Origin of the sequence: Methanocella conradii HZ254 (assembly GCF_000251105.1) — an archaeon.
Classification (GTDB): Archaea; Halobacteriota; Methanocellia; order Methanocellales; family Methanocellaceae; genus Methanocella; species Methanocella conradii.
In genome coordinates this window covers 2,032,870-2,048,056 of the sequence record NC_017034.1, presented here as the reverse complement: position 1 = coordinate 2,048,056, position 15,187 = coordinate 2,032,870, and the positions used below count along the sequence as shown (strand labels likewise).

The 15,187-nt window shown below is 54.7% G+C and carries 11 protein-coding genes and 1 tRNA gene; 3 read left to right on the top strand and 9 right to left on the bottom strand.

Annotated features, from left to right (window positions below; translation table 11 throughout):
• Positions 1–2: 2 nt before the first annotated feature.
• The 6 genes from rpoA2 to MTC_RS10705 form a co-directional block, all read right to left on the bottom strand.
• The gene (rpoA2, locus tag MTC_RS10730; RefSeq protein WP_014406716.1) at positions 3–1,169 is read right to left on the bottom strand and encodes a DNA-directed RNA polymerase subunit A''; all 1,167 of its coding nucleotides are present in this window, start codon (positions 1,167–1,169) and stop codon (positions 3–5) included.
• Positions 1,166–3,799, bottom strand: coding sequence for a DNA-directed RNA polymerase subunit A' (locus MTC_RS10725; RefSeq protein WP_014406715.1), 2,634 nt, complete (start codon positions 3,797–3,799; stop codon positions 1,166–1,168). The genes rpoA2 and MTC_RS10725 overlap by 4 nt, the downstream gene beginning before the upstream one ends.
• Positions 3,796–5,610, bottom strand: coding sequence for a DNA-directed RNA polymerase subunit B (gene rpoB / locus MTC_RS10720; protein ID WP_014406714.1), 1,815 nt, complete (start codon positions 5,608–5,610; stop codon positions 3,796–3,798). The genes MTC_RS10725 and rpoB overlap by 4 nt, the downstream gene beginning before the upstream one ends.
• Positions 5,611–7,155 (bottom strand): DNA-directed RNA polymerase subunit B'', encoded by a 1,545-nt coding sequence (locus MTC_RS10715; RefSeq protein WP_014406713.1) that lies wholly within the window; start codon positions 7,153–7,155, stop codon positions 5,611–5,613.
• A 13-nt stretch (positions 7,156–7,168) separates the two neighbouring features.
• Positions 7,169–7,408, bottom strand: coding sequence for a DNA-directed RNA polymerase subunit H (locus tag MTC_RS10710; protein ID WP_014406712.1), 240 nt, complete (start codon positions 7,406–7,408; stop codon positions 7,169–7,171).
• Positions 7,409–7,455: 47 nt separating this feature from the next.
• A tRNA-Lys gene (locus tag MTC_RS10705) sits at positions 7,456–7,529 on the bottom strand.
• A 315-nt stretch (positions 7,530–7,844) separates the two neighbouring features.
• On the opposite strand from MTC_RS10705, the gene MTC_RS10700 reads away from it, so the two are divergent.
• A complete protein-coding gene (locus tag MTC_RS10700; RefSeq protein ID WP_014406711.1) occupies positions 7,845–9,095 on the top strand; it encodes an MBL fold metallo-hydrolase in 1,251 nt (416 codons plus the stop codon).
• On the opposite strand, the gene MTC_RS10695 is transcribed toward MTC_RS10700, so the two are convergent.
• Both MTC_RS10695 and MTC_RS10690 read right to left on the bottom strand, forming a co-directional pair.
• The gene (locus MTC_RS10695; RefSeq protein ID WP_014406710.1) at positions 9,092–9,448 is read right to left on the bottom strand and encodes a response regulator; all 357 of its coding nucleotides are present in this window, start codon (positions 9,446–9,448) and stop codon (positions 9,092–9,094) included. The genes MTC_RS10700 and MTC_RS10695 overlap by 4 nt on opposite strands.
• 120 nt (positions 9,449–9,568) lie before the next feature.
• Entirely contained in the window at positions 9,569–10,708 is a 1,140-nt protein-coding gene (locus MTC_RS10690; protein ID WP_014406709.1) for a hypothetical protein, read from the bottom strand.
• A 165-nt stretch (positions 10,709–10,873) separates the two neighbouring features.
• Between MTC_RS10690 and MTC_RS12715 the strand changes: the two genes are divergently transcribed.
• Positions 10,874–11,341 carry a hemerythrin domain-containing protein gene (locus MTC_RS12715; RefSeq protein WP_014406708.1) on the top strand — a complete coding sequence of 156 codons (468 nt, stop codon included), beginning with the start codon at positions 10,874–10,876 and terminating at the stop codon, positions 11,339–11,341.
• 1 nt (position 11,342) lies between these two features.
• On the opposite strand, the gene MTC_RS10680 is transcribed toward MTC_RS12715, so the two are convergent.
• A complete protein-coding gene (locus MTC_RS10680; protein ID WP_014406707.1) occupies positions 11,343–12,290 on the bottom strand; it encodes a HEAT repeat domain-containing protein in 948 nt (315 codons plus the stop codon).
• A 713-nt stretch (positions 12,291–13,003) separates the two neighbouring features.
• Between MTC_RS10680 and MTC_RS10675 the strand changes: the two genes are divergently transcribed.
• Entirely contained in the window at positions 13,004–15,115 is a 2,112-nt protein-coding gene (locus MTC_RS10675; RefSeq protein WP_014406706.1) for a DHH family phosphoesterase, read from the top strand.
• The last annotated feature ends 72 nt before the right edge of the window (positions 15,116–15,187 follow it).

Here is a 15,187-nt window from a genome sequence, read left to right as displayed (position 1 = left end):
ATTTACGCTTTGGTTTTCGTTTTCTTGAAGCTCGAGACGGTGACGAGCTCTACGTCCCCCGTGCCGAGCTGTATCGGCTGGCCTACTATGACGTTTTCCGTCACCCCGGTCAGCTCATCGACCTCACCCGCGACTGCCGCGTCCAGAAGGTGGTTAACCGTGACCTCGAAGGCCGCCCTGGATAGCACGCTTGCCTTCTCGCCGGATATGCCGTGCCTGCCTATCTGCTTGACCTCGCCGTCGATGGTCATCATGTCTGCCACGAGCATGATATGCCTTATGTCAACGGTAAGGCCCTGTTCGGACAGCGTGTCCAGCGCCTCGTTGATTATCGCGTTCCTGGCCGCCTCGATTCCAAGGACCTCGGCTATCTCGTTTATGTTATTTGTCTTAGTCCTCGCGGCATCCACTCCTTCAAAGTGGATTACCTTCTTCAGCGCAGAGCCCTGAGTATATATAACGTACTCGTTCTCTTCTTTGCGGATGACGACACGACTAATACCTTTTATGCCTTTTAAAAGTATCGTTCGTATCGTTTCTACCATCTGGAGCAGGTCACGGTATGATGGCTCCTCAGGGTGAACCGTGATACGATTCTCGTTCACGTCGAGCTTCAGCCCCGTAACCTCGCCGATCTTATCGGCGACCTCCTCCATTGTCATGCCCCTCTGGAGCAGCTGCTTTTCGTTGACGTCGATGATAATGGTCATGTCTGCGAGATTCGTGGAGATGGAGGCGATGTCGCTGACGTTGGTCTCCTCCAGGTCCCAGCCGAGCTTTTTGACGGCATCCCTGTTTCCGGCTATCTCCGGCAGCAGATGGATAGTCATCATTGGCGTCGATGGCTCCCGCCTTGCGTCCACGATCTCGATAAGGCGGGGCAGGCCCAGCGTGACGTCTATCTCGGCCACGCCCGCATAGTGGAAGGTACGCATCGTCATCTGCGTGCCAGGCTCGCCTATGCTCTGTGCCGCCACCATGCCCACCGCCTCGCAGTTCTCCACCCTTGCGCGCTTGTAGGCCTCCCGCGTTTTCTCGATGATCTCCTCTAACTGCTTCTTGGTGAGCTTCACGCCCTTAAGGCTTTCTTTTATTTCCTGTACTATTTTATAGGGCAGGTCATCGATCTTGTTGAGCTCAGCCTCTATTGTGGATTCAGAGATGCTCACTTCGAGCCACCCCCGTTTATCACGTTTTCGACTATTTGGCGGACGTTTACCCCTTCGCCATAGTCGCTCTTCATTGGGTCCACGCCATCCTCGCCGTACTCGAACTGCACGATGACGCCCCGCGTCTCACGGACGGTGCCGTCATACTTGACCTCCAGGTCCTGTAAGGCGTTGACCAGCCTGCGCTGCAGGTATCCCGACTGGGACGTCCTTACCGCGGTATCGACCAGGCCTTCCCTGCCTCCCATGGCGTGGAAGAAGAACTCCGTCGGGTTGAGGCCCTTCTTGTACGAGGACTCGACGAAGCCTCTCGCGTCGGCTCCCAGGTCGCCCGGCAGGAAGTGCGGGAGCGTCCTGTCGCTGTATCCTCTCATGATGCGTTCGCCTCTCACGGATTGCTGCCCGACGCAGCCGGTCATCTGCGTCAGATTCAAGAAGCTGCCCCTCGCGCCCGAGCGGGCCATTATGACCGCGGAGTTGTCGCCCTCGCTGGCCAGGTGTTTCCCTGCGATTGAGCCCGCTGCGTCCCTGGCCTTTGCCAGCTCCTGCATGATGCGCAGCTCCAGCGTCTCCTTCAGGGTCCTGCCCGGCAGAGGCTCCAGCTCGCCCGCCTCGTAGGCCTCTATCAGCTTCTTCACCTGCTTTTCCGACTCCAGGATGACGTCGGTCGTCTGCACCTTCGCCTCTCTCGGTATATCCGTATCGCTAATGCCATAGGAGAAGCCGAACTTCATGATGGCCCTGATGGCCAGCCTGGTCACGTCGTCGATGAACTTCGCCGCCGTGTCCTCGTCGTACGTCTTCACTATCCTGTCCACTATCTTGCCGCTGAACGCGCCTATCGCCTTCTCGTCGATCACGCCGGTCTTCAGGACTCCATCCCTTATCGTTACGTAGGCGTCCTTATCGCATTCCTCCTTTTTGCAGACCTCGCAGTTCTCGCATATCTTAGCCTTATACGTCAGGTTCAGGGTCCTGGGCAGGATGGTGCTGAAAATCTGCTTGCCAGTCCAGTACTGCACGCCCCCCTCAACCTTCGCCGGCTCGGGCAGCTCCCTTACTCCGGTCTTCCTCAGCAGGTCCAGAGCCTCGGCCTCGTTGAACATCTGGTTGCCCTTGGTCAGCAGGTAGATGCCCGATATGTGGTCGTGGAGGCCGCCGATTATAGGCCCGCCAAACCTCGGGGAAAGGATGTTTTGCTGCACGAGCATGAGGATGCGCGCCTCCGCCATCGCCTCCATGTTCTGGGGCACGTGCAGGTTCATCTCGTCGCCGTCGAAGTCGGCGTTATACGGGGCGCACACGGCCGGGTTCAGCCTGAACGTCTTGTGGGGCATCACCTTCACGAAGTGGCCCATGATGCTCATCCTGTGAAGGGATGGCTGCCGGTTAAACAGCACGATGTCCCCATCCTTGAGCTGCCGGTCGACCTTCCACCCCACGTCCAGGGCTTCCGCCAGCTCCGCGCAATTCTTATCCGTGACCTTGAGCCTGCGGCCGTCCGGCCTCTTGACGTAGTTTGCGCCCGGGTGGTTCTCGGACCCGCGCCTCACGTATTCCCTGGCCACCTCGATGTTGAACGGAGTCACTGTCATGGGCACCGTCATCTCTTTAGCTATACTCAAGGGGACGCCGACTTCGTTTATGCTCAGGTTCGGGTCAGGGGATATCACGGTCCTGGCGCTAAAGTTGACGCGCTTGCCCGATAATGAGCCCCTGAACCGGCCTTCTTTCCCCTTCAGGCGCTGTGATAGCGTCTTCAGCGGGCGGCCGCTCCTGTGCCTTGCGGGCGGAACCCCAGAAACGGCGTTATCAATATAAGTCGTCACATGATACTGTAAGAGCTCCCAGAGGTCCTCTATGATGAGTTGAGGGGCTCCCGCGTCACGGTTCTCCTGGAATCTCTGGTTTATTCGTATGATATCCACGAGCTTATGCGTCAGGTCGTCCTCGGACCTTTGCCCGCTCTCAAGGGTGATGGAAGGCCTTACAGTCACCGGTGGAACCGGCAATACCGTCAGGACCATCCACTCGGGCCTGGCGTTCTTCGGGTCCATGCCGAACACCTCGATGTCCTCGTCAGGGATCATCTCGAGCCGGTCCCGAACGTCGGTGGGCATGAGCTTGTGGCCGTCCTCGATGTAGCCGGTCGGCTTCTCGAACTTTATCTCCTTTTGCTCCTCCCCGCAATACGGGCAGGTCGCAGCCTTTGCGTCCTTGAACACGTTCTTCACTATGTCGTCGATAGGCTGGCCAAGCCTCATGCTAGTCTTAATCTGCCTGAGGTACTCTGCCTTGGCTTTCTCGTCGAGCATGAGCCGTCCGCAGCGACGGCACGTAGTCATCAGTATCTTTCTCAGCAGCCGTGCGAAGCCGACGTGTATCACTGGGGCGGCAAGCTCGATGTGGCCAAAGTGCCCCGGGCACTCGCCCGGCCTGCCTCCACAGGTGCGGCACCTTAAGCCAGGGTCGATGACGCCCAGCCTGGGGTCCATCAACCCCATGTCTATAGGATAGCCGTCATCATCATACGTATCAGCAGTAATGATCTTGGTAACGCTCATCTTTCTTATTTCTGCAGGCGATAACAGGCCGAACTTTATCTTCCTTATCCTCTTTGGTGCTGTCATACGGCGTCCTCCAGCTCTAGCCTCGGCGCTATGCCCAGCGCCTTCATCTCATCCAGAAGCAGCTTGAAGGCGTAGCTCATCTCCACTTTATATATATTAGTGTCAGCGCCACAGTTCGGGCAGTACACGAGCTTCCTCTTCTTGTCCTCGGTGGCCACCATGCCGCAGTTGTTACAGACGTACTCGAACACCTTGTCAGACTCGTCGAGCAGCCTTTCCTTAAGTGCCATGGCTGCGCCGTGGCCTATCATGACGTCTCTTTCCATCTCGCCGAACCTCAGCCCGCCTTCCCTGGCACGGCCCTCGGTCGGCTGTCTCGTCAGCACCTGGACGGGGCCTCTGGACCTGGCGTGCATCTTGGACGAGACCATGTGGTACAGCTTCTGGTACAGGATTACTCCAACGAAAACGTCTGCCTTTATCCTCTGGCCAGTAATGCCATCGTAGAAGACTTCCTTGCCCGTGTGGGAGAAGCCGAACTTCTTAAGCTCCGCCCTGAGCTCGTCCTCGGTCTCGTTGTTGAAGGCGGTGCCATCGACGAACCTCCCCGCGAGGCTGCCTACCTTGCCGCCTATGGTCTCTAAGACGTGCCCGATGGTCATACGGGACGGGATGGCGTGCGGGTTTATTATGAGGTCGGGGACCATGCCGCTCTCCGTGAAAGGCATGTCCTCCTGCGGCGCTATGAGGCCAATGACGCCCTTCTGTCCGTGGCGGGATGCGAACTTGTCGCCAAGCTCCGGAATCCTCAGGTCCCTCGTGCGCACCTTTGCAAGGCGGCTGCCATTCTGGGTCTCCGTGAGTATGACCGTGTCAACGATGCCCTTTTCGTTGCTCCTCATGGTCACCGAGGTCTCGCGCCGCTTCAGCGGGGTGATGCCTCCCAGGTCCGTCGGCTCTTCCAGGAACCTCGGCGGGCTGGTCTTGCCTATCAGGACGTCGTTCGGCCCGACCTCGGTCTCCGGGTTGACTAGACCGTCCTCGTCAAGCATCGAGTAGTACTCCGCCTCGCGGGCGCCCCTCACCTCGGCGTCGGGCACCTCAAAGGTGTCCTCCTGGCCGCCCGGGTACCGCCTCTCCTCCCCTTCAGTCGTCCTGAAGAAGTGGGACCTTCCAAGGCCCCTGTCAATTGAGCCTTTATTGAAGACGAGCGCATCCTCGATGTTATAGCCCTCATACGATAGCACTGCCACGACGAAGTTCTGGCCGGCCGGCCTCTTCTCGAAGTTGATGGACCTCGCCGTCTGTGTGGTGACTATCGCCTCCTGCGGGTAGTGCAGGAAGTGCCCTCTCGTGTCCGGCCTCAGCTTCTGGTTGGCGGTGGAGACCCCCAGCGACTGCTTGATCATGCCCGCCCCCATCGTGACCCTAGGCGAAGCGTTATGCTCCGGATACGGTATCATGCCAGCGGCTATCCCGAGGATGAGCGAAGGCTCAAGCTCCAGGTGCGTATGGTCCTTGGTGAGCTGAGACTCGTCAATGGCTATATAAGTATTCTCTTCCTCCTCCGCGTCGATGTACTCAATCAGGCCCCTCTTGACCAGGTCGTCAAACGTCGCCTCGCCACGCTTGAGCTGCTCGATGTCCTCATTAGTGATCAATGGCTTGCCATTCTTTACGATGATGAGCGGCCGCCTGGCCCTGCCCATGTCAGTGTTTATGATGACCTCGTTAGTGAGCTTGTGGTACGCGATGTTGAGCTGGTTTGAGATGATGCCCTGCCGCCTCTTCTCTCGAATGTTCTCCACCAGCTCAAGGGGATTCTCGTGCGTCCCCACGAGCGCTCCGTTAACGAATACCCTTGCCTTCATTTACACCACCCTCCCCAGAGGCTGTACGCCGGCCTCTCTCAGTATCTTCTTTATCGACTCCTCGTCCTCTATGCCCGTGGACAGCTCCACCGACATGGCGAAGTTCTTCACCAGGCCGCAGTTCGGGCCTTCTGGCGTCTCCGACGGGCAAATGCGGCCCCACTGAGTCGCGTGAAGGTCACGGGCCTCGAAGTGGGGCTGGGCCCTGGATAAGGGAGATATGACACGCCTGAGGTGCGATAGCATGGCCATGTAGTCTATGCGGTCCATAAGCTGGGACACGCCCGTCCTTCCGCCGACCCAGTTGCCGGTCGCGAGCGGGTGGATGAGCCTTTCGGTCAAGACGTCGGCCCTCACCGCAGTTATCATGTATAGCTCCCTGTTGCGCATGTTCGCCCGCTCTAGCTGGTACTTGATGTCTCTGGTAAGCCTGTTGAACGCTACCCTGAACAAGTCCTCCATAAGGTCGCCTGCCAGCTTGAGCCTCTTATTAGCATAATGGTCCTTGTCATCCGGCGCCCTGCGGTGGAGGGCCAGCTCGCAGCAGGCCTCGGCCATCCTGCCCAAAAAGTAAGCCTTATTGATCCTGGACTCCTTGAGCTTCGGGTCGTCCTCATGGATGCGCTCGAAGTTTTCGGGGTTAAGGTGCGGCAGCAGGTACCTGTCTATGACGTAGTGGGCGCGCTTCATCTGGTAGTCCCGAGCCTGGCCCGCCGCCACGCGCTTGCCTATCTTTTCCATGGCGCTTTCCACGGTGTCCGCCTCCGCCTCATCGAGGTTCTCGAGCATGAACTTCTGTATCTCTGGGTCCTCGGACACCGCGTTTATGATGTCCTGGTCGGTCTCGAGCCCCAGCGCCCTCATGAGCATGACAAGGTTCAGGCGGCCGGATATCGATGGGAATGACACCTCAAGGATGGACTTGCGCCCCCTCTCGACTATCACGAGCGCCCTGTAGCCCCGCCTCTGGGAGAATACCTTGGCCACCTCTATCTGGTCTCCATAGCGGTCGTCGTACTCCACCATTATCTTATTAGGCGCCAGGTCCTCTAGAGTCATTAAGACGCGCTCGGTACCATTAATTATAAAGTAGCCGCCCGGGTCCATGGGGTCTTCCCCATTCTTGACCCATTCTTCGGGGCTCAGATTCGCAAGGTTACACTGCTTACAGCCTATCATGATGGGGAGCTGGCCGATGTTGACCTCGATGGCCTCCTCCTCGACCTCGCCCCTAACTATGCTCATCTCTAAGAACAATTCGGCCGCATAGGTGATGTTCCTCAATCGGGCCTCGGTGGGGAATAGCGGCTCCACCGAGCCATCAGCCTCACGGACCACGGGATTCCCCACGCGTATCTTGCCCAGCTTGACCTTCACTGGCTCAATGTTGCGCTCCACGTCCTCAATGTCGGTCTCGATGTAGCCCTGCTCATCGATGACCTTCTGAAGCCCCTGGTCTAAAAACACGTTAAAAGAGTCAATGTGATGCTGTGCGATCTTTTTCCGGGTAAAATACGCCTTGCTTAACTCTCTTCTGTCTAACACTGGATCCCCTCGCTTACTCTATGACGAGCCTGTAAGCGACTGCCCTGCCGGCGGTCAGGCTCTTCCTGATGATCTTTATAACGTCGCCAGGCTTAGCGCCTATCTGCTTGACCACGACGTCGGAGGCTTTTATCTTAGGCAACTGTCCCCTTGTTATTCCATATTTTTTCAGTACTTCCTGGGTCTCTTCTTCAGTCAACAGGATATGGTCTGGCACCAGCTCGTGTTCCAGAACGTTGAACTTCTTGGTCAATTTGCCTTCCTCCTTAAAACGTAAAAGAGTCCCATAACAGGGTGAGGCGGGCTCGTGGGGATTTGAACCCCAGGCAGCCTGGTTAAAAGCCAGGCGCTCTACCTAACTGAGCTACGAGCCCCGTTGATACTCTACGCTAACGTCGTTTTTATGAAGCGGGCATCGAGGGAATTTGCTGCGGCACTCACCATCTATTATAGAACCTGTGTCTGACGGTCTCCTACAATTGCGCCTATAGCATTTATACTTTTCTATTGTATATTGTCGCACGCGGCGCGAGTGGCATTATATTAGTTAGAGGTATCTTCTTATTGAAATAATTTTGTATTTATATTTTTAAGTATGGAAAGTGATATATAAGCCTTCGTATTTAACATAAGGTTTCGAGGGAAAAACATAGGCCTGTTTCTGACTTTTCAGCAGTAAATTTGGCATCGTGGAGGTAAAAGGCATTCAAATAAAATTCCTCGGGGCCGCCCGCGAGGTTGGGCGGTCCGCATTTCTATTGAATGATAAGGTGTTGCTTGACTATGGGATTAAGCCGTCAGACCCGCCCGAGTATCCTGTGGGTAGCCCGCGGCCTGAGACGGTCGTGATTTCGCATGGCCACCTTGACCATTGCGGAGTCGTTCCTAACTTGATGGACCTTGAGCCGGTCGTGCTTGCCACCCCACCCACGAAGCACCTTACCAGGCTACTGGCTGAGGATACGCTTGAGATCGCAGAGAGGTGCTGTGTCCCGCCCTTCGACCCCGTTGACATGCAGGTGTTAAGCAGGCGTACAATGGTGCTGGACTATCTAGAGGACTATTCTACGGAGGACTATACTATCACCTTTCTGGATGCGGGCCATATACCCGGTAGCGCCCTGACGTATGTTGAGTTCGGCGACGATACCCTGCTCTATACCGGCGATATCAAGAACTCGGACACGAGGCTGCTGAATGGCTCGAAGATACATTACCCCGAGGCCAGGGCCTTACTGGTGGAGAGCACCTATTTCGGAAAGGAGCACCAGGACAGGAAGGCATTAGAGGAGCGGTTTATAGAGTCGATACGTTATACGCTCGATACAGGAGGCAACGTGGTCATACCATGCTTTGCGATAGGCCGCACCCAGGAAATACTCATGATATTAAAGGAGCATGGCATAGGGTGCTTTGTGGATGGCATGGGAGTGGATGTCACAGATATGCTATTAAAGCAGCCAGAATACCTCAAGGATTCCGGCCGGCTGAAAGCAGCCTATGGCAATGCCACCACTGTTAAAGGCAAGATGAGGCGAGCCGTGCTGGATGAGCCGTCGGTCGTCGTGACGACGGCTGGCATGCTCAATGGCGGGCCTGTCCTCTACTATCTTAAGCAGATATACGATGACCCGCATGATAAGCTCATTTTGACTGGCTTTCAGGTGGAGGGCACGAACGGGCGGATGGCGCTTGATACGAACACCGTTGAGGTGGACGGCGAGGTGCTGCCATTGAGGTGTAAGCTGGAGCAGTACAGCTTTTCGGCCCATAGCGGCGACTCTGAGCTAAAGGCCATCGTGAAGCACATGTGTGATAAGGGCACGGAGAAAGTGTTTTGCGTGCATGGGGATAATACTGAGGCTTTCGCCGAATGGGTGCGGAGCGAGATAGGGGTCGATGCTTACGCCCCCAGGCTCGGGGAAGAATACACAGTCTAGCGGGAGCTCAAGCGGTCCAGCATCTCGATAACGGCCTTAAATGGAAAAGGCTTTTTTAGTATGGTGACGCCCCTCAAGCCTTTAACTAAATCCATGATGTCTTCGCCGCAGGTCATCAAAAATACCTTCGTATTGGGGAATTCTTCCAGGATAGTCCTGGCGGCCTCAAGCCCATCCATGTATGGCATGTTATAGTCTATTATTACTATGTCTGCAGGCCTCGCCCTGTGCATTTCTACCGCCTCGGCCCCGTTCATTGCGGTATAGGCGATGGGATAGCCTTTGCTCCCCAGCATCATCTTAAAAAGCCTTAATATGTCAGGCTCGTCGTCGGCTATGCCAAGAGCAACCATAACATGCATCACTATTAAAATTCATTTATTACATGTATATTTATAAAAATAACCCGTAAATAAACTGAAAAAGCGTTTTTTTATTAAGGGCTTGGTGGGTTGAGATGCCATTAGGCATGACTATTGGATGATTGGCCCTAGTGGATGCAAATTCCTGTACATGGCGTTCAGCTTGCTATAATTGCTTTCATACGACGCAATGGCGTCTTTCATGCTCTTCTCGTTGGACTCGATGGACTTATAGTCGGAGCCCGATGGGTCCAGGTACTGCTTACACGTGTCACCCGCTGCTATTGCATCGTTACATGCGGCCTTGAATGCGTCGAGCCTCTCCTTATAGCCCGCCAGCCAGCCCGCGTCGAGCTTTTCAAGCGCTTTGGCGGTGCCGCGATATGCCTCCAATTCGTTCGCAGCAGAGCTGGCCTTGCCCATCTTATCCTTATAGTCGTTAAACGCCGACGTAGCAGCGCCCTTCGCGCTCATCTTGCTATCATAGTCCTTTTTATAGTTATTGTATGCCTCCCTGCACTTCCTGGCGTTGTCCCTCAATGCGTTGTTGTTATCCGTGACGGCCTGGTACTCGGCGCTGCCAGGCTCACAGTATTTAAGGTATTCTTCGCCCGCCGCTATGGCTGCATTCGCCTTCGACTCATATGCGCTGACCTTGCCGTTAAACCCGTCGAGGAAGCTGGCGTACGAGTCCTCAGAGTCTACCCTGGCGCCCTTTGAAAAGGCGGTAAGGTCATTATATGCGGCCACGCTGGCGTTCAGCTTTTCCTGATAGCCTCGGAGTGCGGCCATCTTTTTAATGGTCACATTCAGGTAGTCCGAGTATTGCCTGTACGTGCCGTCCAGAGAATTTATATCGTCGATGAAGCCCGTATCTTCAGAGGTCAGATTGGCGTACTCTTCGCTCGACTCATTCAGGTAGCCAAGATATTTCTTTGCGGCCACGCTTACGTTATCGTACATTTGCCTGCAAAGGCCAAGCCTGTCCCTGAATCCGTCGAGCCATAGCCTGTAGTCCTCTAGCGTGCAGTTTTGGGGCGGCTTATAATGGTTTTTAAGGAAGTCTATCTCGTCGTTTAGCTCGCCTGCGCTCTTTTTATATTCATTTTGGGCGGCTGCCTTTTGGGCGGCTATCAGGTCATTCGTGGACGTATTGTTCTCTTTCCCTACCATCGTCCTGGTCCCCGTACAGCCTGATACGATGAGCGCTGCCACGATCAACAGCGCCAGCAAAGGCATGAATTTAGACATTAGTATGGCACCTCAACCATTTATATGGCAAATTATACGTTATTTTATAAATTGGTTTGTATATAAATGTAACCCATATAAGATATTAGTGTTTAACACAGGGCCTGCGCTACTTTGAGCACGCTATTTTATAAATATCAATTATATAATAAAAAGGGGATATGGATGGACTACAGGATACCAGGCGTTTTGAAGACGGAGCACGAGGAGCTATATACAGGGCTAAACAGAGCCGCTCGTGTTGGGGGAGACGTGGGCGATGCGGCTGTTCTCGCCTTTAAGTCGTTTCAGCCACATGCCAAGAAGGAGGAGGAGCTGGCGTTTCCTCCACTGGACCTGCTCCCATCGCTTGCCGAGAAGGGCGTGACGACGGAGGTGGCCGGCATGATAAAGGTTTGCGATAGGCTGAAAAGGGAACTGCATGCCCTTTTACGGGAGCATGATGCCATGAGAAAGGCGCTCGAGGAGATGAATGAGGCCGCCATGAGGGAGCAAAAGCCCGATTATGCGGCGCTCGCTAAAAAGCTGATGCACCACATCATGCTTGAAGAACACGTGCTGTATCCGGCCGCCATACTTGTGGGTGAGCATATAAAGCTTGCGCTTTATGGGCCGCCTGCTACAATAGAATAGCCTACATGTTGAAAGAAGAGAGGCTCGCCTGACGCTCCTTTGAGTACTCAGAAAGGGCCTCCTCAATCGCAACGCATATCCTGGATATACCTGGCTTTCGGCCACCCCCTTTAAGCGTGCGACACGAGCGGGTCATCTCAGATTTATTTATACGAGATAGTGCCTCTCGCGCCGCATCCCTGACTGAAGGCTCCATATCATTAAGGGCTTGAATCAGGCTCGACACCGCCCTCGGGCCTCCTATCGAGCCGAGCGCTTTCGCCGCCTCTTTCCGGACGCCGCCATCCGGGTCGCTCAGGGCGCCGCTCAGCAGGCTTACTGCCTTTTTATCTCTTATGCGGCCGAGGGCGATGATGGCGCATTTCCTAACGTTCGCATCCTCGTCGTAGAGCGCCCTTATCAAAGCTTTCATGGACCTCTTATCCCCTATCCGGCCGAGGGCGATGATGGCCTCAAGCCGTATGCCGGCGTCCGGGCTTTCGAGGGAGCCGATGAGCGACTTAAATACCTTATTATACTCGAGCACCTTTAGGGCATCGTATGCGGAGCGCCTCACGTAGATGCTTTTATCAAGCAGGGCCTGGGCTAGCGCGTCGATGATGTCATCGCCATATTTTTTATCCGGCTCTTTGGTCACCATATTACTTATGGCAAGGGCGGCGTACATTCGCGCATAAAAGCTTTCGTCTTTCAAGGCCCGCACCATTTCCGGCATTGCCTCGTATCCTAGCCTGCAGATGGCATGGTATGCCGACTCTCTCACCTCATAGCTCTCGTCTTTAAGCGCTTCTGCGAGTAAATTAATAGATTGCCGGCCGCCTCTCATTTCCAGCGTTTTAACGGCACTTATACGTGCGTTTATGTCTTCACGCGCCAGCGTTTGCCTCCGCCATCCCATTTCATCATGAGGCAGACTTAAAGCTTTACTGTGCATGCTCTCTATCATCATATACTCCCTCCAATAGACTGGTAGCGAGTGATTCTATAATTATATTCAGTAGTTAAAAAGCGGCAAATTAGGGCATAAACAATCGAAAAAGCAACGAATAAACGAAAATAAATATATAAAACAGAATTTATAGCGGATTTTATATGTTATTGATGTTTTTATTGTGGGGGAAGTTTTGTTTTAAGGTGGGGCGGGCAAAAAAGGATCATGGCCCGCCTCAACCGGTATGGGGATGTTGAGATATGTCTGACAGGATGGCGGATATCACAGCCTGGCCCTGAACCGTGTAGGGCGTGTGTGATATTCTTTGTCTAAGCCCTAATATCCTTTAGGGGCATATATATCCTGACCAAGAGCATGGTGAAAGTATTCTCCACATCCAAACTTGATTGCCCCATAAAAAATTGTATGAGACTGAGAGGGGGTTCTATGAGATATTGGATGGTTAAACACCACATCTTCTTTTTCTAGTGACTGAAGGGGGGCTTTGCTTTGCTCCGCCCCCCTTCAGCCTCAAATAGAAGAACCATCTACCCGACCATCATTACCTCACGCAAAACCATCTACTGAAACATATTTCTTCCATGTTAAAACATCTACACAACCATCGATATTACATCGCTATTATCAGGATAATAAATCAACATATCGTAGGAACCATAATGATTTTCTATGGGAAAGTCAATTAGGATGCGTAAAATGGAGCCACGCACATGAGCCTCGAATGCCCGTCATGCAGCGGGAAAGGTCTTGTCATCAAGGGAGAGAAGCCATGCGAAAACTGCAACGGCACTGGCAAGGTTAAGAGCGTCAACCTCATAGGGATGACGGAGAAAGACCTGAAAAGCCTGCTCTCAGGAGGGTTCTGCCCCAAATGCAAGGGAAGCGGCAAGATACTGGTCAAGGAGAAATGTCCGGACTGCGGAGGAACGGGCAAGGTACCCGTGTGCGAGATATGCGGCAAAGCCGTAGCGCCGGGGCAGAGCCTCTGTGAAAGCTGCATAAACGTGAGGCCAGTCTATAAGCTTAGCGCCGCATGCGACGTCTCAGACCTCGACGCAGGGAAGACGTACCTTGGCAGAGTGGCCAACCTGGCTGACTTCGGAGTCTTCGTAAGCCTGAACGATCAGACCAAGGGGCTCATCCATTCGAGCAACGTGAACAGGCCATACGTCCCTGGCGAAGAGGTCATGGTCAAGGTTAACACGATAAAGCCAAACGGCAACTTCGACCTCATACCCCAGCGTGTATCAGAATTCAAGCTAATTGAAGTGGAAAAGAGCCTTCCCAGGAGAAAGTCCAGCGAGGTCGGCAAATTCGTGGGAAAACTGGTCTCCATAAGCGGCGAGGTCGTCCAGATCAAGCAGACGAGCGGGCCGACCATCTTCACAATAGCCGACGAGGACGGGGTGGTCTCCTGCGCCGCCTTCACCGAGGCCGGCATGCGCGCCTACCCCGAGATAAACCTCGAGGAAATAGTAAGGGTGACCGGGGAGATAGAGATGCATAACGGCTCGCTCCAGATGGAAGTACTGGAGATGAAGAAGCTCTCCGTGGCCGATGCCGCCCCGATAAGGGAAGTCATCGAGCGGTCCATCGACGCAAGGGCTGCCCCGGCGCACGTCGAATTTTTGATAAAGAGCGAGGCGCTGGAAAGGCTCAGGCCGCAGATGGAGAAGGTTGCAAGGCGTATCCGCCGGGCGATATTTAAGTCGGAGCCCATCATTGTCAGGCACCACGCAGACGCTGACGGCATCTGCGCGGGCGTCGCGATAGAGAAGGCCTGCCTACCATTGATTAAGGCACAGGGGGACCTGGATGCCGAGTACCACTTCTTCTCGAGGTCGCCTTCGAAGGCGCCTTTCTACGAGCTTGAGGACGTAAACAAGGACATTGCCATGGCCCTGGAAGACCGCGCCAGGTTTGGCCAGGCTATGCCGCTCATCCTTCTCATGGATAACGGCTCCACGGAGGAAGACCTGGACGCCTTTAAGTATGCGCAGGTCTATGGCATAGACCTCATGGTAGTGGACCATCACCACCCCGACGAGGTAGTCGACCAGTATCTGCAGGCCCACGTCAACCCATACCATGTGGGCGCTGACTTTGGAATAACCGCGGGAATGCTGGGCACCGAGCTTGCCCGGATGATAAACCCCGACATTGGCGAGAAGATCATGCACCTCGCCGCAGTTGCGGCGGTGGGCGACCGCTCCGAGGCGCCGGAGAGAGAGCAGTACGTGGGGCTTGTTAAGGACAGGTACAGCGAGGAAGATTTAAAGAATATGGCGCTAGCTCTGGATTATGAGCAGTTCTGGCTACGCTACAATGATGGGAAGGGCATCGTGGACGACATCCTGGACCTTGGCAATGAAGGGCGGCATAAGGCGCTGGTGAGCCTGCTCGCCGGCCAGGCTGCCAGGATGATAAGCGACCAGCTCGAGGCGTCATTGCCCCACGTGAAGAGCGTCGAGCTGCCGAATGGCGCCATGCTACACGTGATAGACGTGGAGAACTACGCGCATAAGTTCACTTTCCCCGCGCCGGGCAAGACCACGGGGGAGATTCATGATTTGCTGTGTAAGAAGTACGAAGGCAAGCCCACGGTGACGCTTGGATATGGCCCTGACTTCGCCATCCTGAGGTCGAGGGGCGTGCAGATGAACATCCCTAAGATGGTTCGTGAGCTAAGGGAAGAGGTCAGGGGCGGGGGCGTGAACGGCGGCGGCCACCTCGTGGTCGGCTCCATAAAGTTCGTCGAGGGCATGCGTAAAGAGGTTCTCGAGAAGCTCACCCAGAAGATCGGTCGCGCCCCGATAGGCTGAAGCGCGAAATGCCAGTCCTTGCCCATCCTATTTTGACTTAACGAATTGTGAGATAAACAATATAAGGAAGCA

Excerpts from the sequence above, each read along its gene's own strand:
- MTC_RS10725 (WP_014406715.1), bottom strand. The coding sequence starts at position 3,799 with ATGACAGCACCAAAGAGGATAAGGAAGATAAAGTTCGGCCTGTTATCG.
- rpoB (WP_014406714.1), bottom strand. The coding sequence starts at position 5,610 with ATGAAGGCAAGGGTATTCGTTAACGGAGCGCTCGTGGGGACGCACGAG.
- MTC_RS10695 (WP_014406710.1), bottom strand. The coding sequence starts at position 9,448 with ATGGTTGCTCTTGGCATAGCCGACGACGAGCCTGACATATTAAGGCTT.
- MTC_RS10690 (WP_014406709.1), bottom strand. The coding sequence starts at position 10,708 with ATGTCTAAATTCATGCCTTTGCTGGCGCTGTTGATCGTGGCAGCGCTC.
- MTC_RS12715 (WP_014406708.1), top strand. The coding sequence starts at position 10,874 with ATGGACTACAGGATACCAGGCGTTTTGAAGACGGAGCACGAGGAGCTA.
- MTC_RS10680 (WP_014406707.1), bottom strand. The coding sequence starts at position 12,290 with ATGATGATAGAGAGCATGCACAGTAAAGCTTTAAGTCTGCCTCATGAT.
- MTC_RS10675 (WP_014406706.1), top strand. The coding sequence starts at position 13,004 with ATGAGCCTCGAATGCCCGTCATGCAGCGGGAAAGGTCTTGTCATCAAG.